This is a genomic window from Rhodococcus sp. NBC_00294 (assembly GCF_036163995.1).
GTDB lineage: Bacteria > Actinomycetota > Actinomycetes > Mycobacteriales > Mycobacteriaceae > Rhodococcoides.
Window position 1 is genome coordinate 2,563,916 of record NZ_CP108043.1, and the last position, 26,259, is coordinate 2,590,174.

General features: G+C 68.7%; 26 protein-coding genes and 1 riboswitch. Of the genes, 18 read left to right on the forward strand and 8 right to left on the reverse strand.

Annotated features, from left to right (window positions below; translation table 11 throughout):
- Positions 1–182: 182 nt before the first annotated feature.
- The 3 genes from ctaC (at position 183) to OHB23_RS12030 (ending at position 2,754) form a co-directional block, all read left to right on the forward strand.
- Positions 183–1,229 (forward strand): aa3-type cytochrome oxidase subunit II, encoded by a 1,047-nt coding sequence (gene ctaC / locus OHB23_RS12020; protein ID WP_371831725.1) that lies wholly within the window; start codon positions 183–185, stop codon positions 1,227–1,229.
- A 6-nt stretch (positions 1,230–1,235) separates the two neighbouring features.
- Entirely contained in the window at positions 1,236–1,652 is a 417-nt protein-coding gene (locus tag OHB23_RS12025) for a cytochrome c oxidase subunit 4 (RefSeq protein ID WP_027505813.1), read from the forward strand.
- 214 nt (positions 1,653–1,866) lie between these two features.
- Positions 1,867–2,754, forward strand: coding sequence for an alpha/beta fold hydrolase (locus OHB23_RS12030; RefSeq protein WP_328809607.1), 888 nt, complete (start codon positions 1,867–1,869; stop codon positions 2,752–2,754).
- A gap of 255 nt (positions 2,755–3,009) precedes the next feature.
- Here the strand turns inward: OHB23_RS12030 and qcrB are convergent, their stop codons facing one another.
- The 4 genes from qcrB to ctaE all read right to left on the reverse strand — a co-directional run bounded on the left by qcrB (position 3,010) and on the right by ctaE (position 7,549).
- The gene (gene qcrB, locus OHB23_RS12035) at positions 3,010–4,746 is read right to left on the reverse strand and encodes a cytochrome bc1 complex cytochrome b subunit (protein WP_328809608.1); all 1,737 of its coding nucleotides are present in this window, start codon (positions 4,744–4,746) and stop codon (positions 3,010–3,012) included.
- Positions 4,743–5,978: a cytochrome bc1 complex Rieske iron-sulfur subunit gene (qcrA, locus tag OHB23_RS12040; protein WP_081821261.1), complete on the reverse strand. Its 1,236-nt coding sequence runs from the start codon at positions 5,976–5,978 to the stop codon at positions 4,743–4,745. The genes qcrB and qcrA overlap by 4 nt, the downstream gene beginning before the upstream one ends.
- A complete protein-coding gene (gene qcrC / locus OHB23_RS12045) occupies positions 5,975–6,856 on the reverse strand; it encodes a cytochrome bc1 complex diheme cytochrome c subunit (protein ID WP_056446281.1) in 882 nt (293 codons plus the stop codon). Before qcrC ends, qcrA begins: the two co-directional genes overlap by 4 nt.
- 78 nt (positions 6,857–6,934) lie before the next feature.
- On the reverse strand, positions 6,935–7,549 hold the full coding sequence (ctaE, locus tag OHB23_RS12050) for an aa3-type cytochrome oxidase subunit III (protein WP_027505815.1): 615 nt from the start codon (positions 7,547–7,549) through the stop codon (positions 6,935–6,937).
- 287 nt (positions 7,550–7,836) lie between these two features.
- Between ctaE and OHB23_RS12055 the strand changes: the two genes are divergently transcribed.
- Entirely contained in the window at positions 7,837–8,328 is a 492-nt protein-coding gene (locus OHB23_RS12055) for a hypothetical protein (protein ID WP_027505816.1), read from the forward strand.
- Between the two features lie 11 nt (positions 8,329–8,339).
- Positions 8,340–9,383: an anthranilate phosphoribosyltransferase gene (gene trpD / locus OHB23_RS12060; protein ID WP_222647742.1), complete on the forward strand. Its 1,044-nt coding sequence runs from the start codon at positions 8,340–8,342 to the stop codon at positions 9,381–9,383.
- 1 nt (position 9,384) lies between these two features.
- On the opposite strand, the gene OHB23_RS12065 is transcribed toward trpD, so the two are convergent.
- Together OHB23_RS12065 and OHB23_RS12070 are read right to left on the reverse strand one after the other, a co-directional pair.
- Positions 9,385–9,660, reverse strand: a complete 276-nt coding sequence (locus OHB23_RS12065) for an Lrp/AsnC family transcriptional regulator (RefSeq protein ID WP_328809609.1) — start codon at positions 9,658–9,660, stop codon at positions 9,385–9,387.
- 64 nt (positions 9,661–9,724) lie between these two features.
- Positions 9,725–11,467 carry a DEDD exonuclease domain-containing protein gene (locus tag OHB23_RS12070; protein ID WP_231476318.1) on the reverse strand — a complete coding sequence of 581 codons (1,743 nt, stop codon included), beginning with the start codon at positions 11,465–11,467 and terminating at the stop codon, positions 9,725–9,727.
- A 175-nt stretch (positions 11,468–11,642) separates the two neighbouring features.
- Here OHB23_RS12070 and OHB23_RS12075 point away from each other — a divergent pair, with 175 nt between their 5' ends.
- The 5 genes from OHB23_RS12075 to OHB23_RS12095 all read left to right on the forward strand — a co-directional run bounded on the left by OHB23_RS12075 (position 11,643) and on the right by OHB23_RS12095 (position 16,527).
- Positions 11,643–11,933, forward strand: a complete 291-nt coding sequence (locus OHB23_RS12075) for a hypothetical protein (RefSeq protein WP_328809610.1) — start codon at positions 11,643–11,645, stop codon at positions 11,931–11,933.
- 113 nt (positions 11,934–12,046) lie between these two features.
- Positions 12,047–12,212: riboswitch (cyclic di-AMP (ydaO/yuaA leader) on the forward strand.
- Between the two features lie 16 nt (positions 12,213–12,228).
- Positions 12,229–12,798: a C40 family peptidase gene (locus OHB23_RS12080; RefSeq protein WP_027505820.1), complete on the forward strand. Its 570-nt coding sequence runs from the start codon at positions 12,229–12,231 to the stop codon at positions 12,796–12,798.
- Positions 12,799–13,088: 290 nt separating this feature from the next.
- The gene (locus OHB23_RS12085) at positions 13,089–14,090 is read left to right on the forward strand and encodes a C40 family peptidase (protein WP_081821287.1); all 1,002 of its coding nucleotides are present in this window, start codon (positions 13,089–13,091) and stop codon (positions 14,088–14,090) included.
- A complete protein-coding gene (locus tag OHB23_RS12090; protein WP_328809611.1) occupies positions 14,060–15,376 on the forward strand; it encodes a hypothetical protein in 1,317 nt (438 codons plus the stop codon). The genes OHB23_RS12085 and OHB23_RS12090 overlap by 31 nt, the downstream gene beginning before the upstream one ends.
- Before the next feature lie 26 nt (positions 15,377–15,402).
- The gene (locus OHB23_RS12095) at positions 15,403–16,527 is read left to right on the forward strand and encodes a glycosyltransferase family 4 protein (protein WP_222647744.1); all 1,125 of its coding nucleotides are present in this window, start codon (positions 15,403–15,405) and stop codon (positions 16,525–16,527) included.
- On the opposite strand, the gene OHB23_RS12100 is transcribed toward OHB23_RS12095, so the two are convergent.
- The gene (locus tag OHB23_RS12100) at positions 16,515–18,323 is read right to left on the reverse strand and encodes an AMP-dependent synthetase/ligase (protein WP_328809612.1); all 1,809 of its coding nucleotides are present in this window, start codon (positions 18,321–18,323) and stop codon (positions 16,515–16,517) included. The genes OHB23_RS12095 and OHB23_RS12100 overlap by 13 nt on opposite strands.
- A 135-nt stretch (positions 18,324–18,458) precedes the next feature.
- On the opposite strand from OHB23_RS12100, the gene OHB23_RS12105 reads away from it, so the two are divergent.
- The 6 genes from OHB23_RS12105 to OHB23_RS12130 all read left to right on the forward strand — a co-directional run bounded on the left by OHB23_RS12105 (position 18,459) and on the right by OHB23_RS12130 (position 22,994).
- Positions 18,459–18,836: a hypothetical protein gene (locus OHB23_RS12105; RefSeq protein ID WP_027505825.1), complete on the forward strand. Its 378-nt coding sequence runs from the start codon at positions 18,459–18,461 to the stop codon at positions 18,834–18,836.
- A 124-nt stretch (positions 18,837–18,960) separates the two neighbouring features.
- Positions 18,961–19,398 carry an SRPBCC family protein gene (locus OHB23_RS12110; RefSeq protein ID WP_027505826.1) on the forward strand — a complete coding sequence of 146 codons (438 nt, stop codon included), beginning with the start codon at positions 18,961–18,963 and terminating at the stop codon, positions 19,396–19,398.
- Positions 19,399–19,427: 29 nt separating this feature from the next.
- Positions 19,428–20,654: an ArsA family ATPase gene (locus OHB23_RS12115; RefSeq protein WP_328811632.1), complete on the forward strand. Its 1,227-nt coding sequence runs from the start codon at positions 19,428–19,430 to the stop codon at positions 20,652–20,654.
- Entirely contained in the window at positions 20,647–21,045 is a 399-nt protein-coding gene (locus OHB23_RS12120; protein ID WP_307092422.1) for a hypothetical protein, read from the forward strand. Before OHB23_RS12115 ends, OHB23_RS12120 begins: the two co-directional genes overlap by 8 nt.
- Before the next feature lie 37 nt (positions 21,046–21,082).
- Positions 21,083–22,066: an ROK family protein gene (locus OHB23_RS12125; protein ID WP_027505827.1), complete on the forward strand. Its 984-nt coding sequence runs from the start codon at positions 21,083–21,085 to the stop codon at positions 22,064–22,066.
- Between the two features lie 190 nt (positions 22,067–22,256).
- Positions 22,257–22,994, forward strand: a complete 738-nt coding sequence (locus OHB23_RS12130) for a lysophospholipid acyltransferase family protein (RefSeq protein WP_027505828.1) — start codon at positions 22,257–22,259, stop codon at positions 22,992–22,994.
- A gap of 1 nt (position 22,995) precedes the next feature.
- Here the strand turns inward: OHB23_RS12130 and OHB23_RS12135 are convergent, their stop codons facing one another.
- On the reverse strand, positions 22,996–24,273 hold the full coding sequence (locus OHB23_RS12135; RefSeq protein WP_328809613.1) for a glycosyltransferase 87 family protein: 1,278 nt from the start codon (positions 24,271–24,273) through the stop codon (positions 22,996–22,998).
- A 39-nt stretch (positions 24,274–24,312) separates the two neighbouring features.
- Here OHB23_RS12135 and OHB23_RS12140 point away from each other — a divergent pair, with 39 nt between their 5' ends.
- Both OHB23_RS12140 and OHB23_RS12145 read left to right on the forward strand, forming a co-directional pair.
- Complete coding sequence (locus OHB23_RS12140; protein ID WP_027505830.1) at positions 24,313–24,822, forward strand: polyadenylate-specific 3'-exoribonuclease AS; 510 nt, start codon at positions 24,313–24,315, stop codon at positions 24,820–24,822.
- Between the two features lie 46 nt (positions 24,823–24,868).
- Positions 24,869–26,254, forward strand: coding sequence for a class II 3-deoxy-7-phosphoheptulonate synthase (locus OHB23_RS12145; protein ID WP_027505831.1), 1,386 nt, complete (start codon positions 24,869–24,871; stop codon positions 26,252–26,254).
- Positions 26,255–26,259 lie beyond the last annotated feature (5 nt).

Genomic DNA, 26,259 nt, shown 5'->3' on the forward strand with positions numbered 1-26,259 from the left:
GGGAACGCCGAAGTGACCGGCCGGGCCCGGTGTCGCCGCCCAACTCGCACCCGACCCGACACGAGAACCGAGCCCGCTTTGGTCTACGCTGCGTAGTACACGAGTACCTCGTGCGTGTGAGCGACTTCGGTGGCTCGTCCGGACGGTTCTCGTACTCTCCATCTGGCAATCAGGAAGGCGTGATCGTGGCGCAGCGTGGTGGTGGATCCGGTCGTCGGACGACACGACGAGTCGGATTGGTGGCCTCTCTTGCAGTGGCCGCCGTGGTGCTGTCGGGCTGCGGCATCGACAATTCCGTACTTCGATTCGGATGGCCGTCGGGCGTCACGCCGCAGGCCGAGCGGATGCGCGAGCTGTGGACGTGGTCCGTCATCGCGGCGCTCATCATGGGCGTCATCGTGTGGGGCCTGACCTTCTGGACAGTGGCGTTCCACCGCAAGAAGAAGGACTCGCCGGAGTTCCCGCGCCAGACCGCATACAACGTCCCGCTCGAGCTGTTCTACACGGCCGTGCCGTTCGTCATCATCGCCGTCCTCTTCTACTTCACGGTCGTCGTGCAGAACTACGTCCAGGAGAAGCAGGACAACCCCGACGTGGTCGTGGACGTCACCGCGTTCCAGTGGAACTGGAAGTTCGGCTACCGCACCGTCGACCTCAAGGACGGGCAGCCGCTGTACGACGGCACCGACCAGGAGCGCGAGCAGGCAGCAGAGGAGGCCGGCACCCCCGAGGGTGAGGAGCCTGGCCCGCTGTTCGGCCGCGAGAAGTCCGACCAGTCGTACCTGCACTACAACGAGGTCGAGACAGTCGGCTCCAGCTCCGAGGTCCCGATTCTCGTGCTGCCCACCGGCAAGCGCATCGAGTTCGAGATCGCGTCCTCCGACGTCATCCACTCGTTCTGGGTTCCCGAGTTCCTGTTCAAGCGCGACGTCATGCCGAACCCGGACGAGAACAACTCCGACAACGTGTTCCAGATCAGCGAGATCGAGCGTGAGGGTGCCTTCGTCGGGCGCTGCGCCGAGATGTGCGGCACTTACCACGCGATGATGAACTTCGAGGTTCGCGCGGTCAGCCCCGAGGCCTTCGAGAACTACATGGCGGCGCGTCGCGACGGCCAGACCAACGCTCAGGCGCTGGAGTCCATCGGCGAAGAGCCTCGCGCGACCTCCACCTCGCCGTTCAACACCGACCGCACCGTCAAGGCTGCGACCGTGGCAGAAGGAAACTGACATCCCATGAAGATCGAAGCGAAACTCTTCGAGATCCTGACCGGGTTCTTCATCCTCGTCGGAATCCTCTACGGCGTGTTCACCGGCTTCTCGCGGACCGGCATCGAGTGGGCCGGCCTCACCGCCATCGCCCTCTCGGCGGGCCTGACGCTGATCGTCGGAACGTACTTCCGGTTCGTCGCTCGTCGACTGGACACCCGTCCCGAGGACTACGACGACGCGGAGATCGCCGACGGTTCAGGCGACCTGGGCTTCTTCAGCCCCGGTAGCTTCTGGCCCATCATCCTCGCCGGATGCGCCGCCTTCATGGCCCTTGCGTTCGCGTTCTACGAGCCCTGGATGCTCGCGGTCGGCGCCCTCGCCATCATCGCCGCCGCAGCCGGACTGGTCTTCGAGTACCACGTGGGACCCGAGAAGCACTGACACAGCTCCACCCCGAACGCCCCCGGCCCGTGGTCGGGGGCGTTCGGCGTCGGTGAGGTGGGATTGCGCCCTCCTGGTGGGCTTCTCGCACCTCCGGTGTTCCCGCACCCACGCTGCGCCGTCGCACGTCGCCTTGCCGAGCAACACGCATGCGTGACGCGAGGAAGGGTGCGGGAACTGGGGCCCTGCCGGCCGCTCGCGCGATGATGACGACATGTTCGAGAACTTCGACGAATCGATGATCGAGGTCGAGGCCGCGTCGATCCTCACCCGGCACTGCGGCGCGGGCGATCTCCCCGTGCTGTTGCTGCACGGGCACCCGCGTACGTCGGCGACGTGGCACCGTGTCGCCCCACTGCTGGTCGACGCAGGACATACGGTCGTCTGCCCGGACTTGCGCGGGTACGGCCGCTCGCAGGGCCCGGCGCCGACACCCGACCACTCCGCACACTCGAAGCGGGCGATGGCCTCGGACATGGTGCAGGTGATGGCCGCACTCGGGCACCCACGCTTCGCCGTGGTCGGTCACGACCGTGGAAGTTACGTGGCCCTGCGCCTGGCCCTGGACCACTCGGGCCTCGTGACCGCGCTGTCCCTGCTCGACTGCATCCCCATCAGCGAGCACCTCGACCGGGCGGACAGTCGATTCGCGACCCGATGGTGGCACTGGTTCTTCTACGCCCAGCCCGACCTCCCCGAGCGCGCCATCACTGCCGATCCCTCTTCGTGGTACCGCGGCGATCCGGCCCTCATGGGAGTGGAGAACCACCGTGAGTGGCTGACGGCGATCCACGATCCCGATGTCGTACGCGCGATGCTCGAGGACTACCGAGCGGGACTCACTGTCGACGCCGACCACGAACGCGCCGACCGAGCGCAGGGGAGGACGTTGGCCGTGCCGGTGCAGGTGCTGTGGTCCACACGGGACGACCTTGAGGAGTTGTACGGCGATCCGTTGACCATCTGGCGTGCGTGGGCGCCGGGCGTCGTCGGGCACGGCATCGATTCGGGACACCACATGGCCGAGGAGGCCCCGCACCACCTCGTCGACGCGCTGCTGCCGTTCCTCGCCTCGGCGGGGCGGTGGGATCCAGTGCAGTAGCCCGCGCTCCACACGGTCCAGTGCACCGGATCTGCTGGAGCGGGGCTTTCGTGTGCAGTGATCCGCGGTGGGCGCGGATCACTGCACACAAGAGGGGTGGGTGGCATCCCGATCCGCCGGCGCGGATCTCGGACTGCGCTGACACCCCGCCTCGCCGAGCGACGACGGGTGCGGGAACGAGCGGTGGGGGAGGGGACAGACGAGAAGAGGCGCCACCCGAGTGGGTGGCGCCTCTTCTACCGTTCAGCGGGTCGCTCAGTGCCCGTTGGACTCCGGTCCGTGACCGTTGCCGTTGGACGAGCCGTTGCCGTTCGAGTGGCCGTTGGACGAGCCGTGGCCGTTGGACGAGCCGTTGCCGTTCGAGTGCCCGTTGCCCTGCGACAGGATCTTCGCCTGGTAGGTGCGGAGCATGGTGAGCTGATCGTGCTCACCCTCGTGCGACAGACGCTCGTGCAGCCGGTGCTCCTCGTCCGAGTCCGGAGTGAAGATGCTGCCCGAGCCGGGCTTGCCGGCGGAACCGAGCTTGTTCATCTTCTTCGGGATCGCAGCACCCTGGTACTCGAGCGGGATCGGGTGGCCGTGATCGTCGACCGGGCCGAGGGGCTGGTGGATCTCGACGTAGGCGCCGTGGGGCAGACGCTTGATGACACCCGTCTCGATGCCGTGCTCGAGCACCTGGCGATCGCTGCGCTGGAGACCGATGCAGAAGCGGTAGGTCAGCAGGTAGACGATCGGAGGCAGGACCACGAGGCCGATGCGGCCGATCCAGGTCATCGCGTTCAGGGAGATCGAGAACTTGTACGCGATGATGTCGTTGACGCAGCTGAGCGTCAGGACCACGTAGAAGGCGATCGCCATGGCGCCGACCGCGGTACGCACCGGAACGTCGCGGGGACGCTGCAGCAGGTTGTGGTGAGCGTCGTCCTTGGTGAAGCGCTTCTCGATCCAGGGGTACGCGATCATGATCGCGAACACCGCACCCATGATGACGGCGACCCAGAAGACGGCCGGGATCATGTAGTTGCCGATGTAGAGCTCCCACGCGGGCCACAGTCGAGCCAGTCCGTCCGTCCACATCATGTAGAAGTCGGGCTGTGAGCCGGCGGAGACCTGCGACGGGTTGTACGGGCCCAGGGCCCACACCGGGTTGATCTGCAGTACTCCACCCATGACCGCGAGGACACCGAAGGTCATGGCGAAGAAGGCGCCGGACTTGACCGCGAAGACCGGGAGGATGCGGACACCCACCACGTTGGTCTCGGTGCGGCCGGGGCCGGGGAACTGCGTGTGCTTCTGGTACCAGACGAGCGCGAGGTGAGCTGCGATGAGCGCCAGGATGATGGCGGGCAGGAGCAGCACGTGCGCGACGTACAGGCGCGGGATGATCAGCGTGCCGGGGAAGTCACCGTTGAAGATCAGCCAGTGCATCCACGTTCCGATGACCGGGATGGAGATCGTGATGCCCGAGAAGGCGGCGCGCAGCCCGGTACCGGACAGCAGGTCGTCGGGGAGCGAGTAGCCGAAGAAGCCCTCGAACATCGCCAGGATGAGCAGCAGCGAGCCGATGACCCAGTTCGCCTCACGCGGGCGACGGAACGCACCGGTGAAGAAGATGCGCATCATGTGCACGATGATCGAGCAGGCGAACAGCAGAGCTGCCCAGTGGTGGATCTGACGGATGAACAGACCGCCGCGCACCTCGAAGGACAGGTCCAGCGTGGTGGCGTACGCCTTGGTCATCTCGACACCGCGTAGGGGAGCGTAGGCGCCCTGGTAGGTGGTCTCCGTCATGGAGGGGTCGTAGAAGAGGGTCAGGTACGTACCGGACAGCAGCAGGATGACGAAGCTGTACAGCGCGATCTCACCCAGCAGGAACGACCAGTGGGTGGGGAAGACCTTGTTGATCTGACGACGCATACCCGCTGAGAGGTGATAGCGGGAGTCGACGTCCTCGGCTTGCTTCGCAGCGAGCGTGGCGATGGATGGACTCATCGTGAACCTTCCGATGACGACGCAGCAGAAGCGCTCTCCTGCTCGTGTACTCCGGCCGGACGTTCCCAGTAGGCGGGTCCGAGCGGCTCGATGAAATCGCCCGCGGCGACGAGGTAGCCCTCGTCGTTGACCGTGATGGGCAGCTGCGGAAGAGCGCGGGCGGCCGGTCCGAAGATCGGCTTGGCGTACTCCAACGCGTCGAATTGCGACTGGTGGCACGGGCACAGGATCCGGTTGGTCTGCTGCTCGTACAACGATGTGGGGCACCCGAGGTGGGTGCAGATCTTCGAGTAGGCGAAGTAGTCGCCGTAGTTGAAGCTCTCCTGGCCCTTCCGCTTGATGGTGCGGTCGGCGTCCTCGGTACGCAGACGGATGAGCATGACCGCGTTGCGGATGCCCTTCAGTGCATGCGAGAGCTCCTCCTCGTTGCCACGCTCCGACTCACGGAACGGGAAGACGGTCTCCATGGCGCCGGCGTCGAGATCCTCCGGGCGGACGAGAACGATGTCGTCGACGCGTCCGGTGTAGCGACGCAGGTAGACGGTCTCGCCCTCGTAGTTCGGCGTCCAACCCGAGACCCAGAGCGAGGACTCGTCGCCCTCGGCCCACGGGTTCTTGATCAGACCGCCGAGCGGGAGGATCGACATGACGCCGAGCGCGCCGCCGCCGAAGACGAGGCTGCGCTTGATCATCTTGCGTCGACCCAGCGTGGAGGTGTCGAAGGAGTCGCTGAGCTCGGCGACGACCGTCTTCTTGTCCACCTCGCTCGATCCACCGTCGTGGCGATCCTGGATGGACACCTCTTCGGGGATGAACTTCTTGGTGAACTGCACGGCACCGACGCCGACACCGATGATCGCGAGACCCATGGTGAGACCGATGAGCGGTGTGTACAGGCTGTACAGCCCATAGCTGTCCTCGCCCATGCCGGCGTACTGCCACGGCCAGAACAGGTAGATGGCGATGAAGGCCACGGCCGACACACCCGCCAGGAAGAACCAGAGGCTGACGCTGCGCTCGGCGCGCTTCTCGGCCTTGGTTCCGGGGACGGGCCAGCGTGCGCGACGGAACGCCACGTCCACGTGATCGAGGTTGGTGCCGAGTGCGACGAGCTCGTCGCGGCTCATGGCGGCCAGTTCCTCGTCCGTGTACTTGCGGTCCGGGTCGAAGCCCTCGGGGAACTTGTTCGGATCGCCGGGCACGCCGTCGTCCTTGCGGTTGTCGTCGCTCATGACCTCACTCCGATCCACAGTGCTGCTGCGACGACCGCTCCGATGCCGACCACCCAGATGGCGATGGCTTCCGTACCGGGGCCGAAGCCGCCGAGTCCGTATCCACCGGGAGGCTGCGTCTCGGAGGAGGACTTGACGTAAGCGATGATGTCTTTCTTCTCTTCGGGCGTGAGCTGGCGGTCCGAGAACTTGGGCATGTTCTGCGGGCCGGTGACCATCGCCTGGTAGATCTGCTGCTCGTTCGCCGGGTCGAGTGTGGGTGCGTACTTGCCCGAGGACAGCGCGCCGCCGCGACCGGTGAAGTTGTGGCAGGACGCGCAGTTGAGGCGGAAGAGCTCGCTGCCGCGGGCGATGTCGCCGCCACGGAGTGAGTCCTGCGCGATCTCACCGTTGTCGGTGCGCACCACCGTGGGTCCGCCGCCGTTGGCCTGGATGTAGGCGCCGAGAGCGTCGACCTGCGACTGGTTGTACTTCGGGGGCTTCCGCTCGGCCTGGGCCTCGTTGCGCGCCATCGGCATGCGACCGGAAGAGACCTGGAAGTAGACGGCTGCTTCGCCGACGCCGATGAGGGACGGTCCGCGGTCCTGGACACCCTGGAGGTTTGCGCCGTGGCACGTCACGCAGGACGTGTCGTAGATCTGCTGGCCTTCGCGCACCATGGCCGCGCTGTCTTCCTGCGCGGTGGCGACCTGGGCGTCGGGGGTGAGGGCGGCGGCGAGGAAGCCCGCGCCGACGAGACCCATGAACAGCGCCATGGCGCCACTGACCCGGCGACGGGTACGACGCTTGCGACGCGCCTTGGTCGCCGAGGCGTCCGGCGTACCGGCGGACACGACAGTGCCGTCGTCGTCGGGAGTGGCGGGGGGAGAGGAACTCATCTGTATCCCTTGTCGTGTCGGGACGGCTTGTCGGATGCGACCGATGAGGCTGTCATCGGGTATTCGACGCCTGCTCGGTCAGCGGATGAAGTAGATCGTCGCGAACAGCGCGATCCAGACGATGTCGACGAAGTGCCAGTAGTACGACACGACGATGGCGGCGGTGGCCTGAGCCGGCGTGAACTTGCTGACCAGGGTGCGGGCGATCAGGAAGACGAAGGCGATCAGACCGCCGATCACGTGCAGGCCGTGGAAGCCGGTGGTGATGTAGAAGACGGAGCCGTAGACGCTGCTCGAGATCGAGGTGCCCTCGTGGACGAGGTGGTAGTACTCGTAGCCCTGGCCGGCGACGAAGAACGCGCCCATGGCCAGAGTGATCGTGTACCAGCGACGCAGTCCGAACACGTCGCCACGCTCGGCGGCGAACACGCCCAGCTGGCAGGTGAAGGACGATGCGATGAGCACCGCGGTCACGGGGACGGCCAGCGTCAGGTTGAGCTCGGTCGGCTCCGGCGGCCACTGGCCGGGAGCGGCCTGAGCCCGCGCGACGAAATACATCGCGAAGAGGCCGGCAAAGAACATCAACTCGCTGGACAGCCACACGATGGTGCCCACGCTGACCATGTTCGGTCGGTTCAGCGAGTGGACACGCTGGGTGATGGCGGATCCCGAAGTACCTACTGCGCTCGTCACATCGAGAAGTATGACTCGTCGTAGTACGGATGGCATAGCCGGGGCGGTATTGGCGAGTCGAGCATCGTTCGCGCGCGCGTGACACAGAATGTCTCCTCGTGGTCCGGTCGGCCCGTCTTCCTGGACTTTCTGTTCAATAGTACTCGTCTGTGCACGTCGGACCGGGTTCCGTCGACCCCCGCGCCCGTGATGTATCCCGCACGCCGGAGTCTCGACCCGAGCTTCAGACTCGATGCCTCCCGAGCGACTCCGGAACCGGTTCCAGCGGCATCTGGCACTGTCGTGACATGACTTCGGGCTCTGGTCGTGGGCGGACACGGTGGTGGCAGCGGCTGTTCGGCCGGGCGGCTCCGGAGCCCCTCGACCCCACTCGCACCGACCTCGTCGTGGTCGCGTCGTGCTTCGACGACGTGGAGGCGTGCTCGACGACCCTCGAGCGCGCGGCGCACACGGACCCCCTCTGGTCCGCGGACGACGACGTGGTGTTGCGCCACCACCTGCTCCTCCCCGCCGATCAGATCGCCGACGCGGTGTCGGTGGCGGCGCAGGACGGATACAGCGAGGCGACCGCAGGTCCCATGGCGCAGACTCCCGGGCATCTGCCCGGCGGTGTCTCCGACGCGACCGTCCTGGTGCTGCAGCGGGTGCAGGTGCTCGACGCGCTGCACTGCTCGCAGGAACGGTCACGGATGGCGGGGTTGGCCCAACGGCGCGACGGGGTGGTACTGGGCTGGGACGCCCTCCAACCGGCTGCCGAGGACGCATCGCCGGAGCACTAGGCTTCCCGCTCATGAGCGCTGGGGATGGCACGCGTACATGGGCACAGGTCCTCGGGGCCCTGGCATCACGCCAGGACCTGACGGGTGCCGACACGGCGTGGGCGATGGACGAGATCATGTCGGACAACGCCACCGCGGCCCAGATCGCTGCCTTCGGTGTCGCCCTCAAGATGAAGGGCCCCACGTCGGACGAACTGCGCGGACTGGCCGACTCGATGCTCGGCCACGCCAAGCGCGTGCCCGTGGACGACGACGTCGTCGACATCGTCGGTACGGGCGGCGATCGGTCCCACACGGTGAACATCTCGACGATGGCGTCGGTGGTCGTGGCGGCCGCGGGAATTCGGGTGGTCAAGCACGGCAACCGGGCCGCCTCGTCCAAAAGCGGCGGAGCCGACGTGTTGGAAGCGCTGGGCGTGCGTATCGACCAGGGGCCGGAGCGGGTCGCGGCGAGTGTCGCCGAGCTGGGCATCGGGTTCTGCTTCGCGCCCGTGTTCCACCCGGCGCTGCGCTTCGCTGCGGCGCCTCGCAAGGAGATCGGCATCCCCACGGCCTTCAACGTCCTCGGGCCGCTGACGAACCCTGCGAGTCCGCGCGCCGGTCTGGTGGGATGCGCGTTCGACGATCTCATCGACGTCGTCGCGGGCGTGTTCGCGGCGCGCGGCAACTCCGTCCTCGTGGTGCGCGGCGACGACGGGCTGGACGAGATCACCACGTCGACGACCACCTCGGTGCGCATCGTCCGGAACGGTGTCGTCGACCACGCGGTGCTCGATCCACGCGATCTCGGTATCGAGCGGGTGTCCCTCGACGCCCTCCGAGGCGGGGACGCCGCACACAACGCGGACGTGGCGCGTCGGGTGTTCGGCGGCGAACGAGGCCCCGTGCGGGACGCGGTGCTGCTCAATGCAGCAGGTGCCATCGCGGCGTTCCGCGGCGTCGACGGTTCGCTCGAGGACGCGATGGCCGGTGCGTTGACGACGGCAGCCGCCGCGGTGGACGACGGAGCCGCTCAGACCCTGCTGACGCGATGGGCGGCGTTCACGTCGGCCTGAGTCACTCGCCGATGGAGAAGCCCGCGTCGACGTCGGCGCTCGAGTAGGACTTGAACGCGATGTGCGTGTCTGTCCGCACCACGCCGGTGACGCGGTTGACGCGCCCGGTGATCACCTCGGCGATCTCCTCGTGCGTACGCACCTTGACCACGGCGATCAGGTCGACGTCGCCGGCGCACGAGTACACCTCGGACACACCCGGTACGTCGGCGACGGCACGCGCGGTCTCCGGAATGGAGTGCACCTCGGCGTGGATCAGAACGATGGCGGTGATCATGGTGAACCTTCCGAACTGTCGTGAGAGGGCGAACTGCGGGTCAGCCTAGTTCTCGGCCGTGCGGTCATCCCCAGGCCATCGTGCGTTCCTTCTCGCGGCGTCCGACGTCGCGCACGGCGGCGCACCACTGTGCCCATCGCCCCGCTCCGTGCGCCGGTTCGCACCATCCGTCCGTGGTGTCGACGATGCGGACGCCACCCGACTCGAGCCACCGCGCGATCAGCGCCACCTCCTCCGGCGTGGCACCGCGTAGGGGAGTGGCGTCCGGCACGACGGTCTCCGCACCGGCGACGAGTGCTTCCACCACGGGCATGGGTGCGACGCCGCGGCGGGAACGACCGGCACTGGCGAGACGTCCGTGCCGGACGACGACGAACTCCCACCCGCCGTCGTCGGCGCGGCGGGCGGCGATCAACTGCTCGATGGCCGCGAGTGCCTGCAGCCGCTGCACCGACCGCAGGGCCGTCAACAGGGTGGCCGCGCGGTCGCGCAGGCGGGCCGCGGACTCGAAGAGCAGATCCTCGGACAGTGCGTCGATCCGGGCGGCGACGGCATCGAGCACCGCTGCGTCGGCACCCTCGGTGAGAGCACGGAAGGCGACGGGCGCGTCGGCGTACTCCTCGGGAGTGAGCGGGCTCGCCGTCGCCGCCGTGCATCCACCGACGGCCTCGGTGGAACAGTCGTGCACCGCCGAGGCGGCGATGCGGTGGGTGCAGGAGCGCAGCCGGGTGTGCTCGGCGACGAGAGCGGCGGCCTCGGCGGCCGCCCCGCGAACGGAGAACGGTCCGAGCGCGCCGGGCGCCGGTGTCCGGACGATGGAGATGCGCGGGAACGCCTCGCTCGTCAGGGTCAGCCACCAGCCCTTGCGGGGGTACTTCGATCGACGGTTGTACGGGGGCGTGTGCGCACTGATGAGCCTCAGTTCGCGCACGCCCGCCTCGATGGCATGGCTGCACTCGACGTGGTCGACCCGGGTCGCGAGGGCGACCATCTCCTTCATGCGTCCGCGGGTCTCGGATCCCGTGAAGTAGTTCCGGACGCGGCGGTGGAGGTTGCGCGAGGTGCCGACGTAGAGCACCTCGTCGGACGGTCCGCGGAAGAGATAGACACCGGGGGCGTGCGGAAGGCCCGCCGCGAGCGTGCGTTTGGCGCGGTGCGCCGAGGACACCGTCGGCAGGTAGTCGACGAGTTCGGCGTAGCTGTGGACGCCCTGGTTGCCCACCCGTTCGATCAGCCCGTGCAGCACGTCGACCGTGGCCCGTGCGTCGTCGAGAGCCCGGTGGGTGGGCCTGGTGGACACCTGGAAGAGGGTGGCGAGCGAGGACAGCTTGACCGAGGGCGCCTCGTCACGGGTGAGCACCCGCCGGGCGAGCGTGACGGTGCACAGCACCCGGAACGACGGCCACGCCAGATCCATTCGCGTCGCCGCCGCGCGGAGGAACGCGGTGTCGAAGCGCGCGTTGTGCGCCACCAGCACGCTGCCGCGGGCGAACTCGACGAAGGTGGGCAGGACCCGCTCGATACGAGGGGCGTCGAGAAGCATCGCACCGGTGATGCCCGTCAACGCGACGATGGCGGGCGGAATGGACCGGCCCGGGTCCACGAGCGTCGCCATCTCACCGATCACCCGGCCGCCGCGAACCTTGACGGCACCGATCTCGGTGATCGCGTCCTCGCCCGGTCGGCCTCCGGTGGTCTCGAGGTCCACCACCACGAAGGTCGTGTCCCGCAACGACTGGTCCAGTTCGTCGAATGCGAGCTGCACACCGCGTGCATGCCCCGACACCACAGTCGCCCCATCAGTCACGTGCGTCACCGTAGGTGGTCCCACCGACAGGAACCCGGTCCGTCCACGACGAGCACGCCGTGTCGGTGCACGTCGTTAGCGTCCGTTTCCGAGGCGTGATCGAGCGTCGGATCGGGTGTGATCCGGGCTGAACATCACGGCGAGAGACCGTGAACCACAATGAGACGGAGATCACATGATTGTCGATTGCGGCGAGTGCACCGTGCGCGGAGACGCGTGTTCGGACTGTGTCGTCTCGGTGTTGCTGGGGGTGCCGGGCATGCCCGCGGCGTCGGCCGGCGGCCCGCGTGACGCCCCCTTCGCCACGCGCAGAATGCGTCTCGAGCAGGACGAACAGGAGGCGATGGCCGTTCTGGCGGAAAGCGGGTTGGTGCCCCGGTTGCGGTTGGTAGGCAGAGAAATTCCCTCACCGCAGGAGACCGGCCACGACCGACCCGCTGCGGGGCCGGAGCACGCCGCGGGGTGAGTCGGACCGTGATCGTTTCGCGACACGAGTCGGCTGGGCTCGACATCGGGGATGCCGTTTCGTAATCTTTCCGAGACATTGCGGAGTCGAGCAGAGCCACCAGGGACTGCGCCGCAAGGTCACCGCCTAATCGGCCGCCTCTTCCGGGTGGTCGTACCGGGAACCCACCGTTACACCGGGGTGAATCCCGTCGCAGTCGCACCAGCGGCTCGTCGGGTAGGGCTGATCTTCCCAGCCCGAACCCGTCAGCTAACTCGGTCGGCGGATATCAGGAAGAAACGGAGCACATCTTTTCGTGGCGAAACACCGCAAACCCAGCACTGCCTCGCGGCCGGTCCGCAACGTTCTCGTCGCCGGCGCGCTCACCGCAGGCGCTGTCGCCATCCCCGCCGCCCCCGCCTTCGCGGCACCGGTGGAGATCCCCGGTATCGGCACCTTCGAGGTCCCGGACCAGATCCTGAGCCAGCTTCCCCCCATGCCGCAGGTCCCCGCGCTTCCCGGCCCGGCCGCACCGCAGTCCAGCGCCGCGCAGGTCGCCGTGCAGGCAGCCGAGAGCAAGGTCGGCGCACCGTACGTCTACGGAGCCGCAGGCCCCAGTGCGTTCGACTGCTCCGGTCTCATGAAGTGGGCGTACCAGCAGGCCGGTATCGAGCTTCCCCGCACGAGCTACGACCAGGCCGCGGCCGGCGTGCCCGTCTCGCAGGCGGATCTGAAGCCCGGCGACGTCGTGTCCTTCTACGGCGGCTCGCACTCCGGCATGTACGTGGGCAACGGCAACGTCGTCCACGCGTCCACCGAGAGCCAGCCCGTCAAGATCGCTCCGCTGTCGTCGATGCCCTTCGACGGCGCACGTCGCTACGCCTGACGCAGCGACACCTTCGCTCGACACCCTGACGCCGCACGAAACCGATCGCCCGGTCGGTTCTGTGCGGCGTCAGTCGGTGAATCCGCCGTTTTCGACGGGTTCTCGGGCTTCGTGGACAGAATCATCGTTCGCGTCGTAATCTTTCCGTGACGTCCTCGGCCATCATCCGCGCCGCCGAGCGACCCGGACTCGTCCAGATCGGAGAACCGTTCATCGTGCCGTCATCGGTCCACCCCCGCGTTCGTCCCACTTCTCGTACGAGACTGCGTGGACTGGTGATCGTGAGTGCGATGACAGCGGCGATCGCCGTCCTCCCCGCCGGTCCCGCCGGCGCCGACCCGGTTCCCGGCGCGTCCGCCTCCGAGGCGGTCACGAAGCTCACCGATCTCTCGCGCGAGTCCGAGCAGACCACCGAGGCGATGCACAACGCCCAGATCGAGCTCGACGCGAAGCTCGCCGCCCAGCAGGAGGCGGACGCTCGACACGACGCCGACCGTGCCGCCCTCGACGCGGCCACGGCGCAGATCGACACGGTGCGGCCCGCCGTCGACAAGATCGCCCGTGCCAACTACCAGGGCGCTCGGACGAACCGGCTCTTCGCGGTCATGGTCAGTGATTCCCCGCAGCAGTTACTCGACCAGATGTCCGCTCTCGACATCATCTCCACCGACGCGGCCGCCACCGTCGGCACCTTCCGGGAGGCCAGCGACGCCGCAGCGGCAGCCGAGGCGGCGTCACAGCAGTCCGCCGACGCGGCCCGGGTGGCCACGGAGCAGGCGAAAGCTGTCAGCGACGACCTGCAGGGCAAGCAGAGCCGTCTGCAGAGCGAGATAGCCGATGTCGTCGCCGCGTTCGGTTCGCTGTCCGACACGGAGAAGCAGGGGCTGGCCGGCGCCGCGTTCCCGCCGGGCTTCGATCCCTCCGCCATCCTCGGCGCCCTCCCGCCGGGATCGCAGGCCGGAGCACTGTCGGCCGCGTTCACGCAGATCGGCAAGCCGTACGTGTGGGGTGCGACCGGCCCGGACGGGTACGACTGCTCGGGCCTCGTGGTGTGGGCCTACAAGCAGATCGGTAAGACTCTCCCGCGGTCGAGTCAGGCGCAGGCCGCCGGCGGCACCCCCGTCGACAAGGCGAACCTCCAGCCCGGCGACGTGGTCCTGTTCTATCCCGACGCATCGCACGTGGGTCTCTACGCCGGTAACGGCAACGTGGTCCATGCATCGACCTTCGGTGTTCCCGTTCGTGTCGAGTCGATGGCATCGTGGCCCTTCTACGGCGCTCGCCGCTACTGACGGTCCGCGCCCTGGCGGCGCTGGGCCTGGTTCTCTCCCTTCTGGTGGCGTGTTCGCCGTCGGCACCCGACGAGCAGACGCCCACGACGACTGCGGGCCCGGACGCCCGCACCGTCGGTGTCACGGCACTGCTCGACTTATGGACGGCCGCACTCCGCTCCGACGACGAGGCCGCGCTGCGCGAGTTGATCGACTCCGACGCTGACCCGGGATTCGCTGATCGCGAGATCGCCCGCGCGCAGGCGCTGCGCGGTCTGCCGCTGTCCGACTTCGGCTACGAGATCACTCCGGGTCCGGAGACTCCGGTGCCGGTCGATCGGGCGGATGCACTCGCGGCCACCGAGGTGTGGGCGCCGAACGTCGCACTGCGCTACGCCTGGGCCGACGCCGACATCGGTTCCACGAGTCGCGACATCGCACTCGTCGTCGCTCGTCGGGGCGACACGTGGCGTCTGGTCTCCGATGCCGACCTGCCGCAGTACGGGCGCACCACGTGGCGTGGCCCGTGGGACTTCGGGCCGGTGGTCACGGAGCGGGTCGCCACCGGGTCGACCACGTCGCTCGTCGTGGGTCACGAGGCGCAGCGCGCCTTCATCGACGACCTCGCCGCGGAGCTGCCCTCCGCGGTGGCGGCCGTGACCGAGTTCGCCGGGCTCGGATGGTCGCGCCGCGCGGTCCTGACGGTCACCGGTTCCGATGCCGAGTTCATCAGTGCGGCAGACGGATTCACGTCCACCGATGTCGCGGCCTCGACGATCGCGGATCCGGTCCGCGGGGGCCTGGTCACCGGCCAGCGCATCGTCTTCGGCCCGACTGCGCCGGACCGGCTCACCGACTCGACCCGCCGCACCGTGCTGCGCCACGAGCTCACCCACGTGGCCATGCGCGCGGTCACCGGGGAGGACGCGCCCCTGTGGATGCTCGAGGGTTTCGCCGACTACTCGGGCTATCGAGGCTCGGGACTGTCCTTCGACGAGATCGCGCCCACCCTCGCGGCCGTGGTCCGCGCGGCGGGACCGCCCAGGGTCCTCCCGGAGGACTCGGACTTCGCCGCGGGTGGCAGTCGCGGATCGATCGCGTACGAGTCCGCCTGGTCGGTGGCCTCGTTCGTCGCCGACCGGTTCGGGGAGCCGGTGCTCCGGCAGCTGTACGACCGTTTCGCGGCCGGACCGACCGATCCCACCGTGACCGATTCGGTCTTCTCGGCCACGCTGGGCTTCGGCACCGTCGACTTCCTCGCGCAGTGGGGGCAGTGGGTGGCGGAACAGGCCGCCGGGCAGAGCTGACGGCGGTCTCCGTCTACGGTGGTCCCATGCGTCGAACGCTGCTGGTGACCAATGACTTTCCTCCGCGGCGCGGCGGCATCCAGTCGTATCTGCACACCTTCGCCCAGCTGTTGCCCGCGGACGAACTGGTGGTCTACGCACCGCGGTGGCGTGGCGACTCCCACGTGCGGTTCGACGCGGAGCAGCCCTTCGAGGTGGTGCGGCACCCGACGACGTTGATGCTTCCGACACCGGACGTTGCCCGTCGGGCGGCCAGGCTGGTGGCCGACCGACAGTGCGACACGGTGTGGTTCGGGGCCGCTGCTCCGCTCGCCGTGCTCGGACCGCACCTGCGCCGTGCCGGAGCCGAGCGCGTCGTGGCCTCCACCCACGGTCACGAGGTGGGCTGGTCGATGCTGCCGGCGGCGCGGCAGGTGCTCGGTCGTATCGGCTCGACGGCGGACGTCGTCACCTTCGTCAGCCGTTACACGCGCGGCCGATTCGCCGCGGCCTTCGGGGCGGACGCGGCCCTCGAACACGTGCCGCCGGGGGTCGACTCGACCGTGTTCGCGCCCGACACGTCGGCACGGGAGACACTGCGCGCGCGCTACGGCCTGGGTGATCGGCCGACCGTCCTGTGCCTGTCGCGGTTGGTGCCGCGCAAGGGACAGGACATGCTGATCCGGGCGCTACCGGGGATTCGTGCGGAGATCGACGGGGCCGTGTTGGTCGTCGTCGGCGGCGGTCCGTACGGCGACACCCTAAGGGCTCTGGCGCAGTCGTGCGGGGTGGCGGATCACGTCGTGTTCACGGGGTCGGTGCCGGCCGAGGAACTGGCGGCACACCACACCCTCGCCGACGTGTTCGCCATGCCGTGTCGCACCCGCGGTGCCGGTCTGGACGTCGAGGGCCTGGGCATCGTGTTCCTCGAGGCGTCCGCGTCCGGCGTACCGGTGGTCGCGGGCCGGTCGGGTGGAGCGCCGGAGACCGTCGTCGAGGGCGTCACCGGCACAACCGTCGACGGCACCTCGGTCGACGACGTCCGGCGCGCCGTCGTGGACGTGCTGTCCGATCGTGACCGCGCCGCGGCGATGGGGGCCGCGGGACGCGAGTTCGTCTCCACCGAGTGGCGGTGGGACGACCTCGCCGCCCGACTGGCTCACTTGCTGTAGATGGCCTCGATGTCGCTCGCGTAGGACTTCTGGACCACGGCGCGCTTGAGCTTCATCGTCGGGGTCAGCTCGCCGCCCTCTTCGGTGAAGTCCGCCGGCAGGATCCGGTACTTCTTGATGGACTCCGCGTGCGAGACCGTCTTGTTGGCTTCGGCCACGGCAGCATCGATCTCCGCGACGAGGTCGGGATCCTTCGTCAGGTCGGCGACGGTGGCGCCCTCGTCCTTGCCGTTGCGCTGCTTCCAGCCGGGGAACGCATCGGGGTCGATGGTGATGAGCGCGCCGATGAACGGCTTCTGGTCACCGACGACCATGGCCTGACCGATGAGCGCACTGGCCCGCAGCGAGTCCTCGAGGCCGGCGGGTGAGACGTTCTTGCCACCCGCCGTCACGATGATCTCCTTCTTGCGCCCGGTGATGGCGATGAAGCCGTCCTCGTCCACGGCGCCGAGATCGCCGGTGTGGAACCACCCGTCGGTCAGCGCCTCGGCGGTGGCGTCGTCGTTCTTCCAGTAGCCCTCGAAGACCACGCCGCCCTTGAGCAGGATCTCGCCGTCGTCGGCGATGCGGACGGCGTTGCCCGGCAACGGCTTTCCGACGGTGCCGATGCGCTGTTCGTCCGGCGTGTTCACCGCTGCCGCGGCGGTGGTCTCGGTCAGGCCGTAACCCTCGTAGATGGTCACACCGATGCCGCGGTAGAAGTGCGCGAGGCGCTCACCCAGCGGGGCGCCGCCCGAGATGGCGAGTTCGCACTGCCCACCGAGCGCTGCGCGAAGCTTGCCGTAGACCAGACGGTCGAACACAGCGTGCTTGGCGCGCAGCACGATCGACGGGCCACCGGTGTCCCGCGCCGCGCTGTAGGCGACGGCGGTGTCGGCGGCCGCGTCGAAGATCTTGCCCTTGCCGTCGCCGTGAGCCTTCTGACGCGCGGTGTTGTACACCTTCTCGAACACGCGCGGGACGCTGAGGATGAAGTGCGGTCGGAACGAGCCGAAGTTGTCGACGAGGTGCGGGATGTCGTGGGTGTGCCCGAGTGTCGCGCCCTGGTCGAAGGCGGCGATGGACACCGCACGTGCCAGCACGTGGGCCATCGGCAGGAACATCAGGGTGGTGCGTCCCTCGGTGAGCATGCGGCCGATGGAACTGGCGGCGATACCGCGGGACTCGGCGATCAGGTTGGAGTGCGTGAGCACGCAGCCCTTCGGCCGTCCCGTGGTGCCGGAGGTGAAGACGAGCGTCGCCGGGTCCGAGGAGCGCAGCGCCGCGACGCGGTCGGCCACCGTCGCGTCGGTGGTCTGGGCACCGGCGTCGGTGAGGACGTCGATGGCGCCGGGCCGCTCGGCGGAGGCGTCGATCTGCAGGACCGTCGCGACACCCGGCAGCACGGGAAGGATGTCGGTGAGGATGTTCGTGTGGGCCACCGTCTCGGCGATCATCGCGGCGGCGCCCGAGTTCTCGAGGATCCACCGCACCTGGTCCGACGAGGACGTCTCGTACACCGGAACCGTGACGGCGCCGGCGGACCAGATCGCGTAGTCGAGCAGGGGCCACTCGTAGCGGGTCGACGACATGAGGGCGACCCGGTCGCCCTGCTTCACGCCGGATGCGATGAGCCCCTTGGCCACTGCGCGAACCTGGGCCGCGAAGTCCGCTGCGCGAACGTCCGACCACCCGTCGCGGGTGGCGCGGCGGTACACCACGACGTCGGGCCGGGTCTTCTCGTGCGCGAACACGGCGTCGACCACCGACGCGTCGTCCTCGATGGTGAATGGTGCCGGGACGGTGAACTCGCGCACGGATTCCTCCGATGTCGTAGCGGTTTCGGACGAGGCTTCACAGTAATCCTGTCCATTCCCCGGATGTCACCGGCACGTGCTCGTCGACCGAGGTCGTCGACGCCGTCGACGAGGGCACGTGGGATTCTGGTCCGCATGAGCAGTGTGCAGGTCGCCGACCAGACGTTCGTCGCAGCACGGGCCGAGGACGTCGCGGCGCTCGTGTCGGACACCCGTCGATGGCGGGCCTGGTTCCCGGGTCTCACCGTCACGGTCCAGGAGGACCGGGCCGAGAAGGGTGTCCGCTGGGTCGTCGGGGGACAGCTCCAGGGAACCATGGAGGTGTGGCTCGAGCCGATGCTCGACGGCGTCGTACTCCACTACTTCCTGCACGCGGAGCCGACCGACGGAGTGCAGGAACCGTCCACCCACCGCCGACGAGTACTGGGCAAGCAGATGTCGTTCGAGATCAAGGCGCTCCTCGAGGCCGGGCGGGCGGCGGGAGAACCGCCGGTCCCGGGGCTTCGGTCCTGACTCGCGGGTACTCGCGGCGACAGGAACCGACCCCGCCGTTCGGGCGGTGCCACCGGACGGTCGATCATGTGGGTACACGGACGCCGATCAGGTGACGGCACGCGGCGCGGAGGGAACGAGTTCCATGGCAGACAAGACCACGAAATCGATCGTCGTCGGAGCGGCGCCGGACGAGGTGATGGCGGTCATCGCCGATTTCCCCAGGTATCCGGAATGGGTCACCGCGGCCAAGTCGGTCGAGATCCTCGAGGAGGGGGAGTCCGGCCGGGCTCGCCGGGTCCGGTTCGTGCTCGACGCGGGCATGGTCAAGGACACCTACGAGCTCGAGTACGACTGGCGGCCGGACGGCACCGCGGTGTCGTGGACGCTCGTCGCGGGGGAGATGCAGAAGTCCCAGGTCGGGTCCTATGTGCTCACCGAGAAAGGTGCCGGAAGCACCGAGGTGACCTACGAACTGACGGTCGATCTCGCCATTCCCATGATCGGCTTGTTCAAGCGCAAGGCGGAGAAGGTCATCACCGACACCGCGTTGAAGGAATTGAAGAAGCGAGTCGAAGGCTGAGCGATCGCGTTCCCGAGACCGCCGCGCGGATCACGTTCGTCGTCGGAGCCGGCGGTGCGGGCAAGTCCACCGTCGCCGCGGCCCTGGCCGTCGACGCACACCGCGCCGGTCGGCGTGTGCTCCTCGCGTCGGTCGACGGCGCGGATCCGTCGGACCTGGTGTCCGACGTCGCAGTCGAGGTGCTGCGCATCGACCCCTCGGCCGTTCTCGAATCGCAGTACCGCCTGCTGACCACGGCTCTGGCGATGGCCGGACGCCACGACCACGGCGCCGGTCCGACGCTGCCGGATCCCGAGGAGCTGACGTCGCTGCCGGGCGCCGAGCCGCTCACCGCGCTGCTCGAGGTGGTGCGCGTCGCCGACAGCGGCGAGTGGGACGACGTGATCGTCGACTGCCCCGGACCGATGTCCTGGCGGGAGATCGTCGCGACCCCCGGAGCTGTCGCGGGGTACGTCGAACGCATCTGGCCACGTCATGCCCGCGTCGTGGCCTCGACGGGCCAGGACGTCCGCGCGGCCGTCCTGGTGGAGCTCGTCGATCGTGTCGTGGCGGCGGCGACGTCGGTCACCGCCGTGCTCGAGGACGACGGACGGACCTCTGCCGTCGTCGTCTCGCGTCCGACTGCGCGGTCCTTCGCAACGGCGCGAGAGCTGGTGGCCGTCACCAGTTTCCACGGCGTCCGCGTCGATCGTGTGGTGGCCGTGGGGGTGATCCCGGACCTCGGGGCCGGGGCGCCGTCGTCCGTGCTGGGCACGCATCCCGGCGTGTTCTGGATGGACCGGGCGCACGCGGAGCATCGCGCGGCGCTGGCGGAGTTCCGCGGCGCGGTGGGCGACCTCCGCGTCGACGTCGTGTCGGCCCAGCCCACCGAGCCGGTAGGGTCGACTGCTCTGGGGGCCGTCGCGGCCGACCTGAACGGGCAGGTGGCGGCCGGACACGGCGGCGCGCTGCCCGCGCTGTCGCCGCGGGTGCGGCACGAGTCCGGGCAGGGCCTGGACTCGGTGTACGTGATGGACGTCCCGCTGCCGTTCGTCGACACGGACTCGGTGGCGGTGGGTCGGGTGGAGGACGACGTGATCGTGAGTGCGCAGGGCAGTCGACGACGACTGCGGTTGGCGTCGGTGCTGCGTCGGTGCGTGGTCACCGGTGCCGGCGTCGACGACGGCGTGCTGTCCGTGACCTTCGCTCCCGACCCGGCGCTGTGGCCGGAGAACCTGCAGAAGGCGGACGTACCGGAAGAGTCCGGCGATGGATGAGGGCCGGCGGGACCTGGCGGCCGAGCTCCGGGTGCTGGCCGAGTTGCTCATCGACCGGGTCGAGCCGGTGCTGCGTCGCCTCGACACCGAGGACGCGCCCGAGTGGCAGGGCTGCTCCTGGTGCCCGTTCTGCGCTCTCGCCGCTGCCCTGCGCGGGGAACGCCACGATCTGCTGACGCTGGTCACCGGTGAGATGGACGGTCTGATCGACGTGCTCCGGGACTTCCTGCAGACCCACGGTTCGGGGCGACACACGCCCGGCGACGCGGAACGAGCCGACGCGCCGGAGGGCGCTGCGCCACCCGTCGTTCGCCCCGCGAGCTATCAGCCGATTACGGTGACCAGGACGCGTGAACCCGACCCGGCACGCAGACCCGATCGCGACCGGTGACACCGGTCGCCCGCCACCACGTGAGGATGCCGCAGACGTGAGCGCCCAGTCCCGGTCCAGCCGGCCTCTGACCATCGGCATCGACGTGGGCGGCACCAGCATCCGCGCGTCGGTGGTCGACGTCGACGGTCAGGTGCTCGACTCCACCCAGGCGCCCACGCCGCAGTCCTCCCGCGCACTCGAGAACGGCATCGACCGGGCCGTGCGCGAACTCGCGAGCCGCCACGACATCGCGGCCGTCGGTCTCGCCGTCGCCGGGTTCATCAACTCCGACCGCACCGTCGTGCGCTTCGCCCCCCACCTGCCGTGGGTGAACCGCCCGGTCGCGCGAGAGATGACGGAACGCCTCGGCATCCCGGTCATCCTCGAGCACGACGCCAACGCCGCCGCGTGGGCGGAACACCGCTTCGGTGCGGCCGCGGGCGGTGGGAACGTCGTCATGATCGCGATCGGCACCGGCATCGGCGCCGCACTCCTCATCGACGGCAAGCTCTACCGCGGCAGCTACGGCATCGCGCCGGAACTCGGCCACCTGCAGGTGGTTCCCGACGGGCGTCAGTGCGCGTGCGGCAAGCGCGGCTGCTGGGAGCGCTACTGCAGCGGTACCGCGTTGGTGGACACGGCGATCGAGCTCCTCGCCGCCAACCCGCGGGGATCGACGGTGCTCGCGCGTGAGGCCTTCCTCGATCCCGGATCCCTCACCGGTCGACGCATCGCCAACGCCGCGCAGGACGGTGACCTGGTGGCCATCGAGACGATGTCCGAGTTCGCACGGTGGCTCGGCATCGGACTGGCGCTGGTGTCGGACGTCTACGACCCCGACCGCATGGTCATCGCCGGCGGCGTCGCCACGTCGTCCGCGCTGTTCCTGGACACCGCCCGTGAGCACTACGCCGCGCAGATCACGGGCGCCGGCCACCGGCCCCTCGCCCGGATACGCGGAACCCAGTTGGGGGAGGCCGCGGGCATGATCGGCGCGGCCGAGCTGGCGCGCGTCGAGGTGGGCGCGGCACGCGCCTGACCGCCTCGGCGGACGGATTCGTGTCCGGCCGATGGCCGGGTGATGACGGCGGTGTGAGATGTGTCCGAGCTGACGCTCGAACTGTGGCTGGTGTCATAAAGCCCCGGTACAGTTACGCCCACGAGATGTCCGAGCGGGCCGCGGGCATCGCGGTGCGGGTCGCGGGTACTTCGAGAAAGGCATGTCGGGCATGTGGTACTGGATATTCAAGTACGTCCTTCTCGGGCCGGTGTTGCAGGTGATGGGCCGTCCTCGCGTGGAGGGCCTGGAGAACATCCCCGACGACGGGCCGGTGATTCTCGCCAGCAACCACCAGGCGGTGTTCGATTCGTTCTACGCGTGCCTGGTCGTGCCGCGTCGCATCACGTTCCTCGCGAAGAGCGAGTACTTCACCGGCAAGGGCCTCAAGGGCCGCTTCCAGAAGTGGTTCTTCTCGTCGGCGGGACAGGTCCCGATCGATCGCACCGGTGCCTCCGCCGCGCAGGACGCGCTCGATGCGGGACTGCGCGTGCTGGCGAAGAACAAGGTGCTGGGTATCTACCCGGAGGGCACGCGCTCGCCGGACGATCGGCTCTACAAGGGTAAGACGGGTATGGCGCGTCTGGCTCTCGAGAGCGGCGTCCCGGTGATTCCGGTCGCGATGATCGGCACCGCGAAGATGAATCCCATCGGCTCGCGGATTCCGCGCCCCACCAAGCTCGGCGTGAAGTTCGGTAAGCCACTGGACTTCTCGCGGTACGAGGGCATGGCCGGCAACCGGTTCGTCGAGCGCGCCGTCACCGACGAGGTGATGTACGAGCTCATGAAGCTCAGTGGTCAGCAGTACGTCGACGTGTACGCGGCGAGCATGAAGAAGACGCCCGCCCCCGTGGTGGATCCGGCTCCGTCGACCGAGGCCGCGCGCATCCCCGACACCCGCGCGGGCTGAGTCAGACCGCCTCGGCGGTCACCCCCGGGCGTTCGGGACTGCGTCGATCGCGCAGCGGCACCGCCGCCACCGCGATCACGAACACCAGTCCCCACCACACGTAGGACGAGGCCTGGATCTGGTCCCACAGGGGCCAGCCCAGGCCGTTCCATCGTCCGGGCGCGAGGCGCCAGTGCGACGGATAGTGCAGCAGCACTGCGCCGATCACGGCGAGGGCCACCAGTGCGGGGGCGCGCCGCGTCACGCCGACGTGCACCAGGACCATCAGCATCGGCACCGTCCACACCCAGTGATGCGACCACGACACCGGTGAGACCAGCAGGCCCAGAGCAGTATTGACGCACAGGGCCAGCAGGTACTCGTGTGCCGCCAGAGCGCGTCGCATCGCGACGAGGGCCACCAGCCCCACGACGGCGCTGCACACGATCCAGACGATCGTCCGCGGGCCGTCCGCGAGACCCAGCCGCGCGAGCATCCCGGTGAGGGACTGGTTCGAGATGTACCCCGGCCCGCCGATGCGGTCGGAGTCGAGCAGCACCTCGGTCCAGTACTGCACCGAGTCGCGGAACGTCGCGACGAATCCGAGTGCCGTGAACCCGAGGAACGACAGGCCGGTGACCACGGCCGCCCGGTACTGCCTGCGCAGCAGGAAGTAGAGGACGAACACCGCCGGCGTGAGCTTGATGGCCGTGACGAAGCCGATGAGCAGACCGCGCGGCCACGGGGTGCGCTTCAGCAGGACGTCGAGGACGACGAGGCACATCAACACGACGTTGATCTGCCCGTAGTCGAGGGTGGACCACACCGGTTCGAGCGCGAACGCGATCGCGGTGATGCCGCCCGTGACCCACGCCGTCGTCCCGGCCGACAGGTGCACCAGAGAGCGCAGGCACACCGCCACCGTGACGGCGAGCAGGATCATCGTCATCGCCGTCATGATCAACGAGGCCGCCGGCAGCGGGAGGACCGCCATCGGCGCGAAGGACACCGCGGCCATCGGGGGATAGGTGAACGGCAGCGGGATGTTCACCGAGGTGCGCGGCAGGACTCCGTAGAGATTCACGCCGTCGAGCAGAGCCCGGCCACCGATGCGATACACGTCGAGGTCGAGCCGGTAGATCGCACCCCACTCCCGCAGCGGGGGCAGACCGACCACGTTGAACGCGATGCCCGCCACGAGCCCGACGCACACCGCGACCTTCGCGATCACGGCGACCGGTCGGGGCAGCGACGCCCCCGGCCCGGTGTAGGGAGGGGCGGACGGCAGAGTCCACGTCATGGTCGGGGTGGATCCTTTCGGTGACCTAGGCTCGCAGACGTGCGTTATTTCTACGACTGCGAGTTCATCGAGGACGGCCGCACGATCGATCTGGTGTCCATCGGGATCGTGGCGGAGGACGGGCGTGAATATTACGCCGTGTCCACGGAGTTCGATCCCGAGCGCGCGGGCACCTGGGTCCGCCGCAACGTCCTGCCGAAGCTCCCGCCGTTCTCGTCGCCGCTCTGGCGCTCACGCAGCCGCATCCGCGACGACATTCTCGAGTTCGTGTCGGCGCCGCACGGCACCGTCGGACCGACCGTCGAGATGTGGGCCTGGGTGGCGGCGTACGACCACGTCGCGCTGTGCCAGCTGTGGGGTTCGATGACGGCGCTCCCGCGGATCATGCCGCGGTACACGCGGGAGTTGAAGCAGTACTGGGAGGAGCACGGGTCGCCCGCGCTGCCGCCGGTGCCGGACGACTCGCACGACGCGCTCGCCGACGCCCGGCACAATCTCGCGAAGTTCCGGGCCGTCGAGGCCGCGAGAGCGTGGTCCGGTCGGGAGTGACACACCGCTGGTCCCGGCCGTCGGAGCGGGCGACTACTCTGTACGCGTGAACTGGACTGTCGACGTTCCGATCGAACGCTTGCCCGAGCTTCCCCCGCTGCCCGAGTCGATGCGCGAGCAACTCGACGTGGCGCTGGCCAAGCCGGCGGCGCAGCAGCCCAGCTGGCCCGCCGATCAGGCGGAGGCCATGCGCAAGGTCCTCGAGAGCGTGCCGCCCATCACGGTCGCCAGCGAGGTCGAGGCGCTGTCGGAGAAGCTCGCGTCCGTCGCCCGCGGCGAGGCGTTCCTGCTGCAGGGCGGTGACTGCGCCGAGACCTTCGTCGACAACACCGAGCCCCACATCAAGGGCAACATCCGCACGCTGCTGCAGATGGCCGTCGTGCTCACCTACGGCGCGTCGATGCCCGTGGTGAAGGTCGCGCGCATCGCCGGCCAGTACGCCAAGCCCCGCTCCTCCGACGTGGACGCCCTGGGCCTGAAGTCCTACCGCGGCGACATGGTCAACTCCCTCGTGGCCGACGACGCCGTCCGCCAGCACGACCCGTCGCGCCTGGTCCGCGCCTACGCCAACGCCAGCGCCGCGATGAACCTGGTGCGCGCGCTCACCGGCGCCGGCATGGCCGACCTGCACAAGGTGCACGACTGGAACCGCGAGTTCGTGCAGAACTCGCCGGCCGGTGCCCGGTACGAGCAGCTCGCCTCCGAGATCGACAACGGTCTCAAGTTCATGGACGCGTGCGGCGTCACGGATCCGAACCTGCACCAGGCCACCATCTACGCCTCTCACGAGGCGCTCGTGCTCGATTACGAGCGCGCGATGCTGCGTCTGGACAACGACGACGAGCACGCCAAGCTCTACGACCTGTCGGCACACTTCCTGTGGATCGGCGACCGCACGCGGCAGCTGGACGGCGCGCACATCGCGTTCGCCGAGCTGGTCTCCAACCCCATCGGACTGAAGATCGGTCCCAGTACGACGCCCGAGATGGCCGTCGAGTACGTCGAGCGGCTCGACCCGACCAACAAGCCCGGCCGGCTGACGCTGATCTCGCGCATGGGCAACGGCAAGGTCCGGGACCTGCTGCCGCCCATCATCGAGAAGGTGCAGGCCACCGGTCACCAGGTCATCTGGCAGTGCGACCCCATGCACGGCAACACGCACGAGGCGTCCACCGGCTACAAGACGCGCCACTTCGACCGCATCGTCGACGAGGTCCAGGGCTTCTTCGAGGTGCACAACGAACTCGGGACGCACCCGGGTGGCATCCATGTCGAGCTCACCGGTGAGAACGTCACCGAGTGCCTCGGCGGCGCCCAGGACATCTCGGACCTCGATCTGTCCGGACGGTACGAGACGGCCTGCGACCCGCGACTGAACACGCAGCAGTCTCTCGAGCTGGCCTTCCTCGTCGCGGAGATGCTGCGCGGCTGATCGCC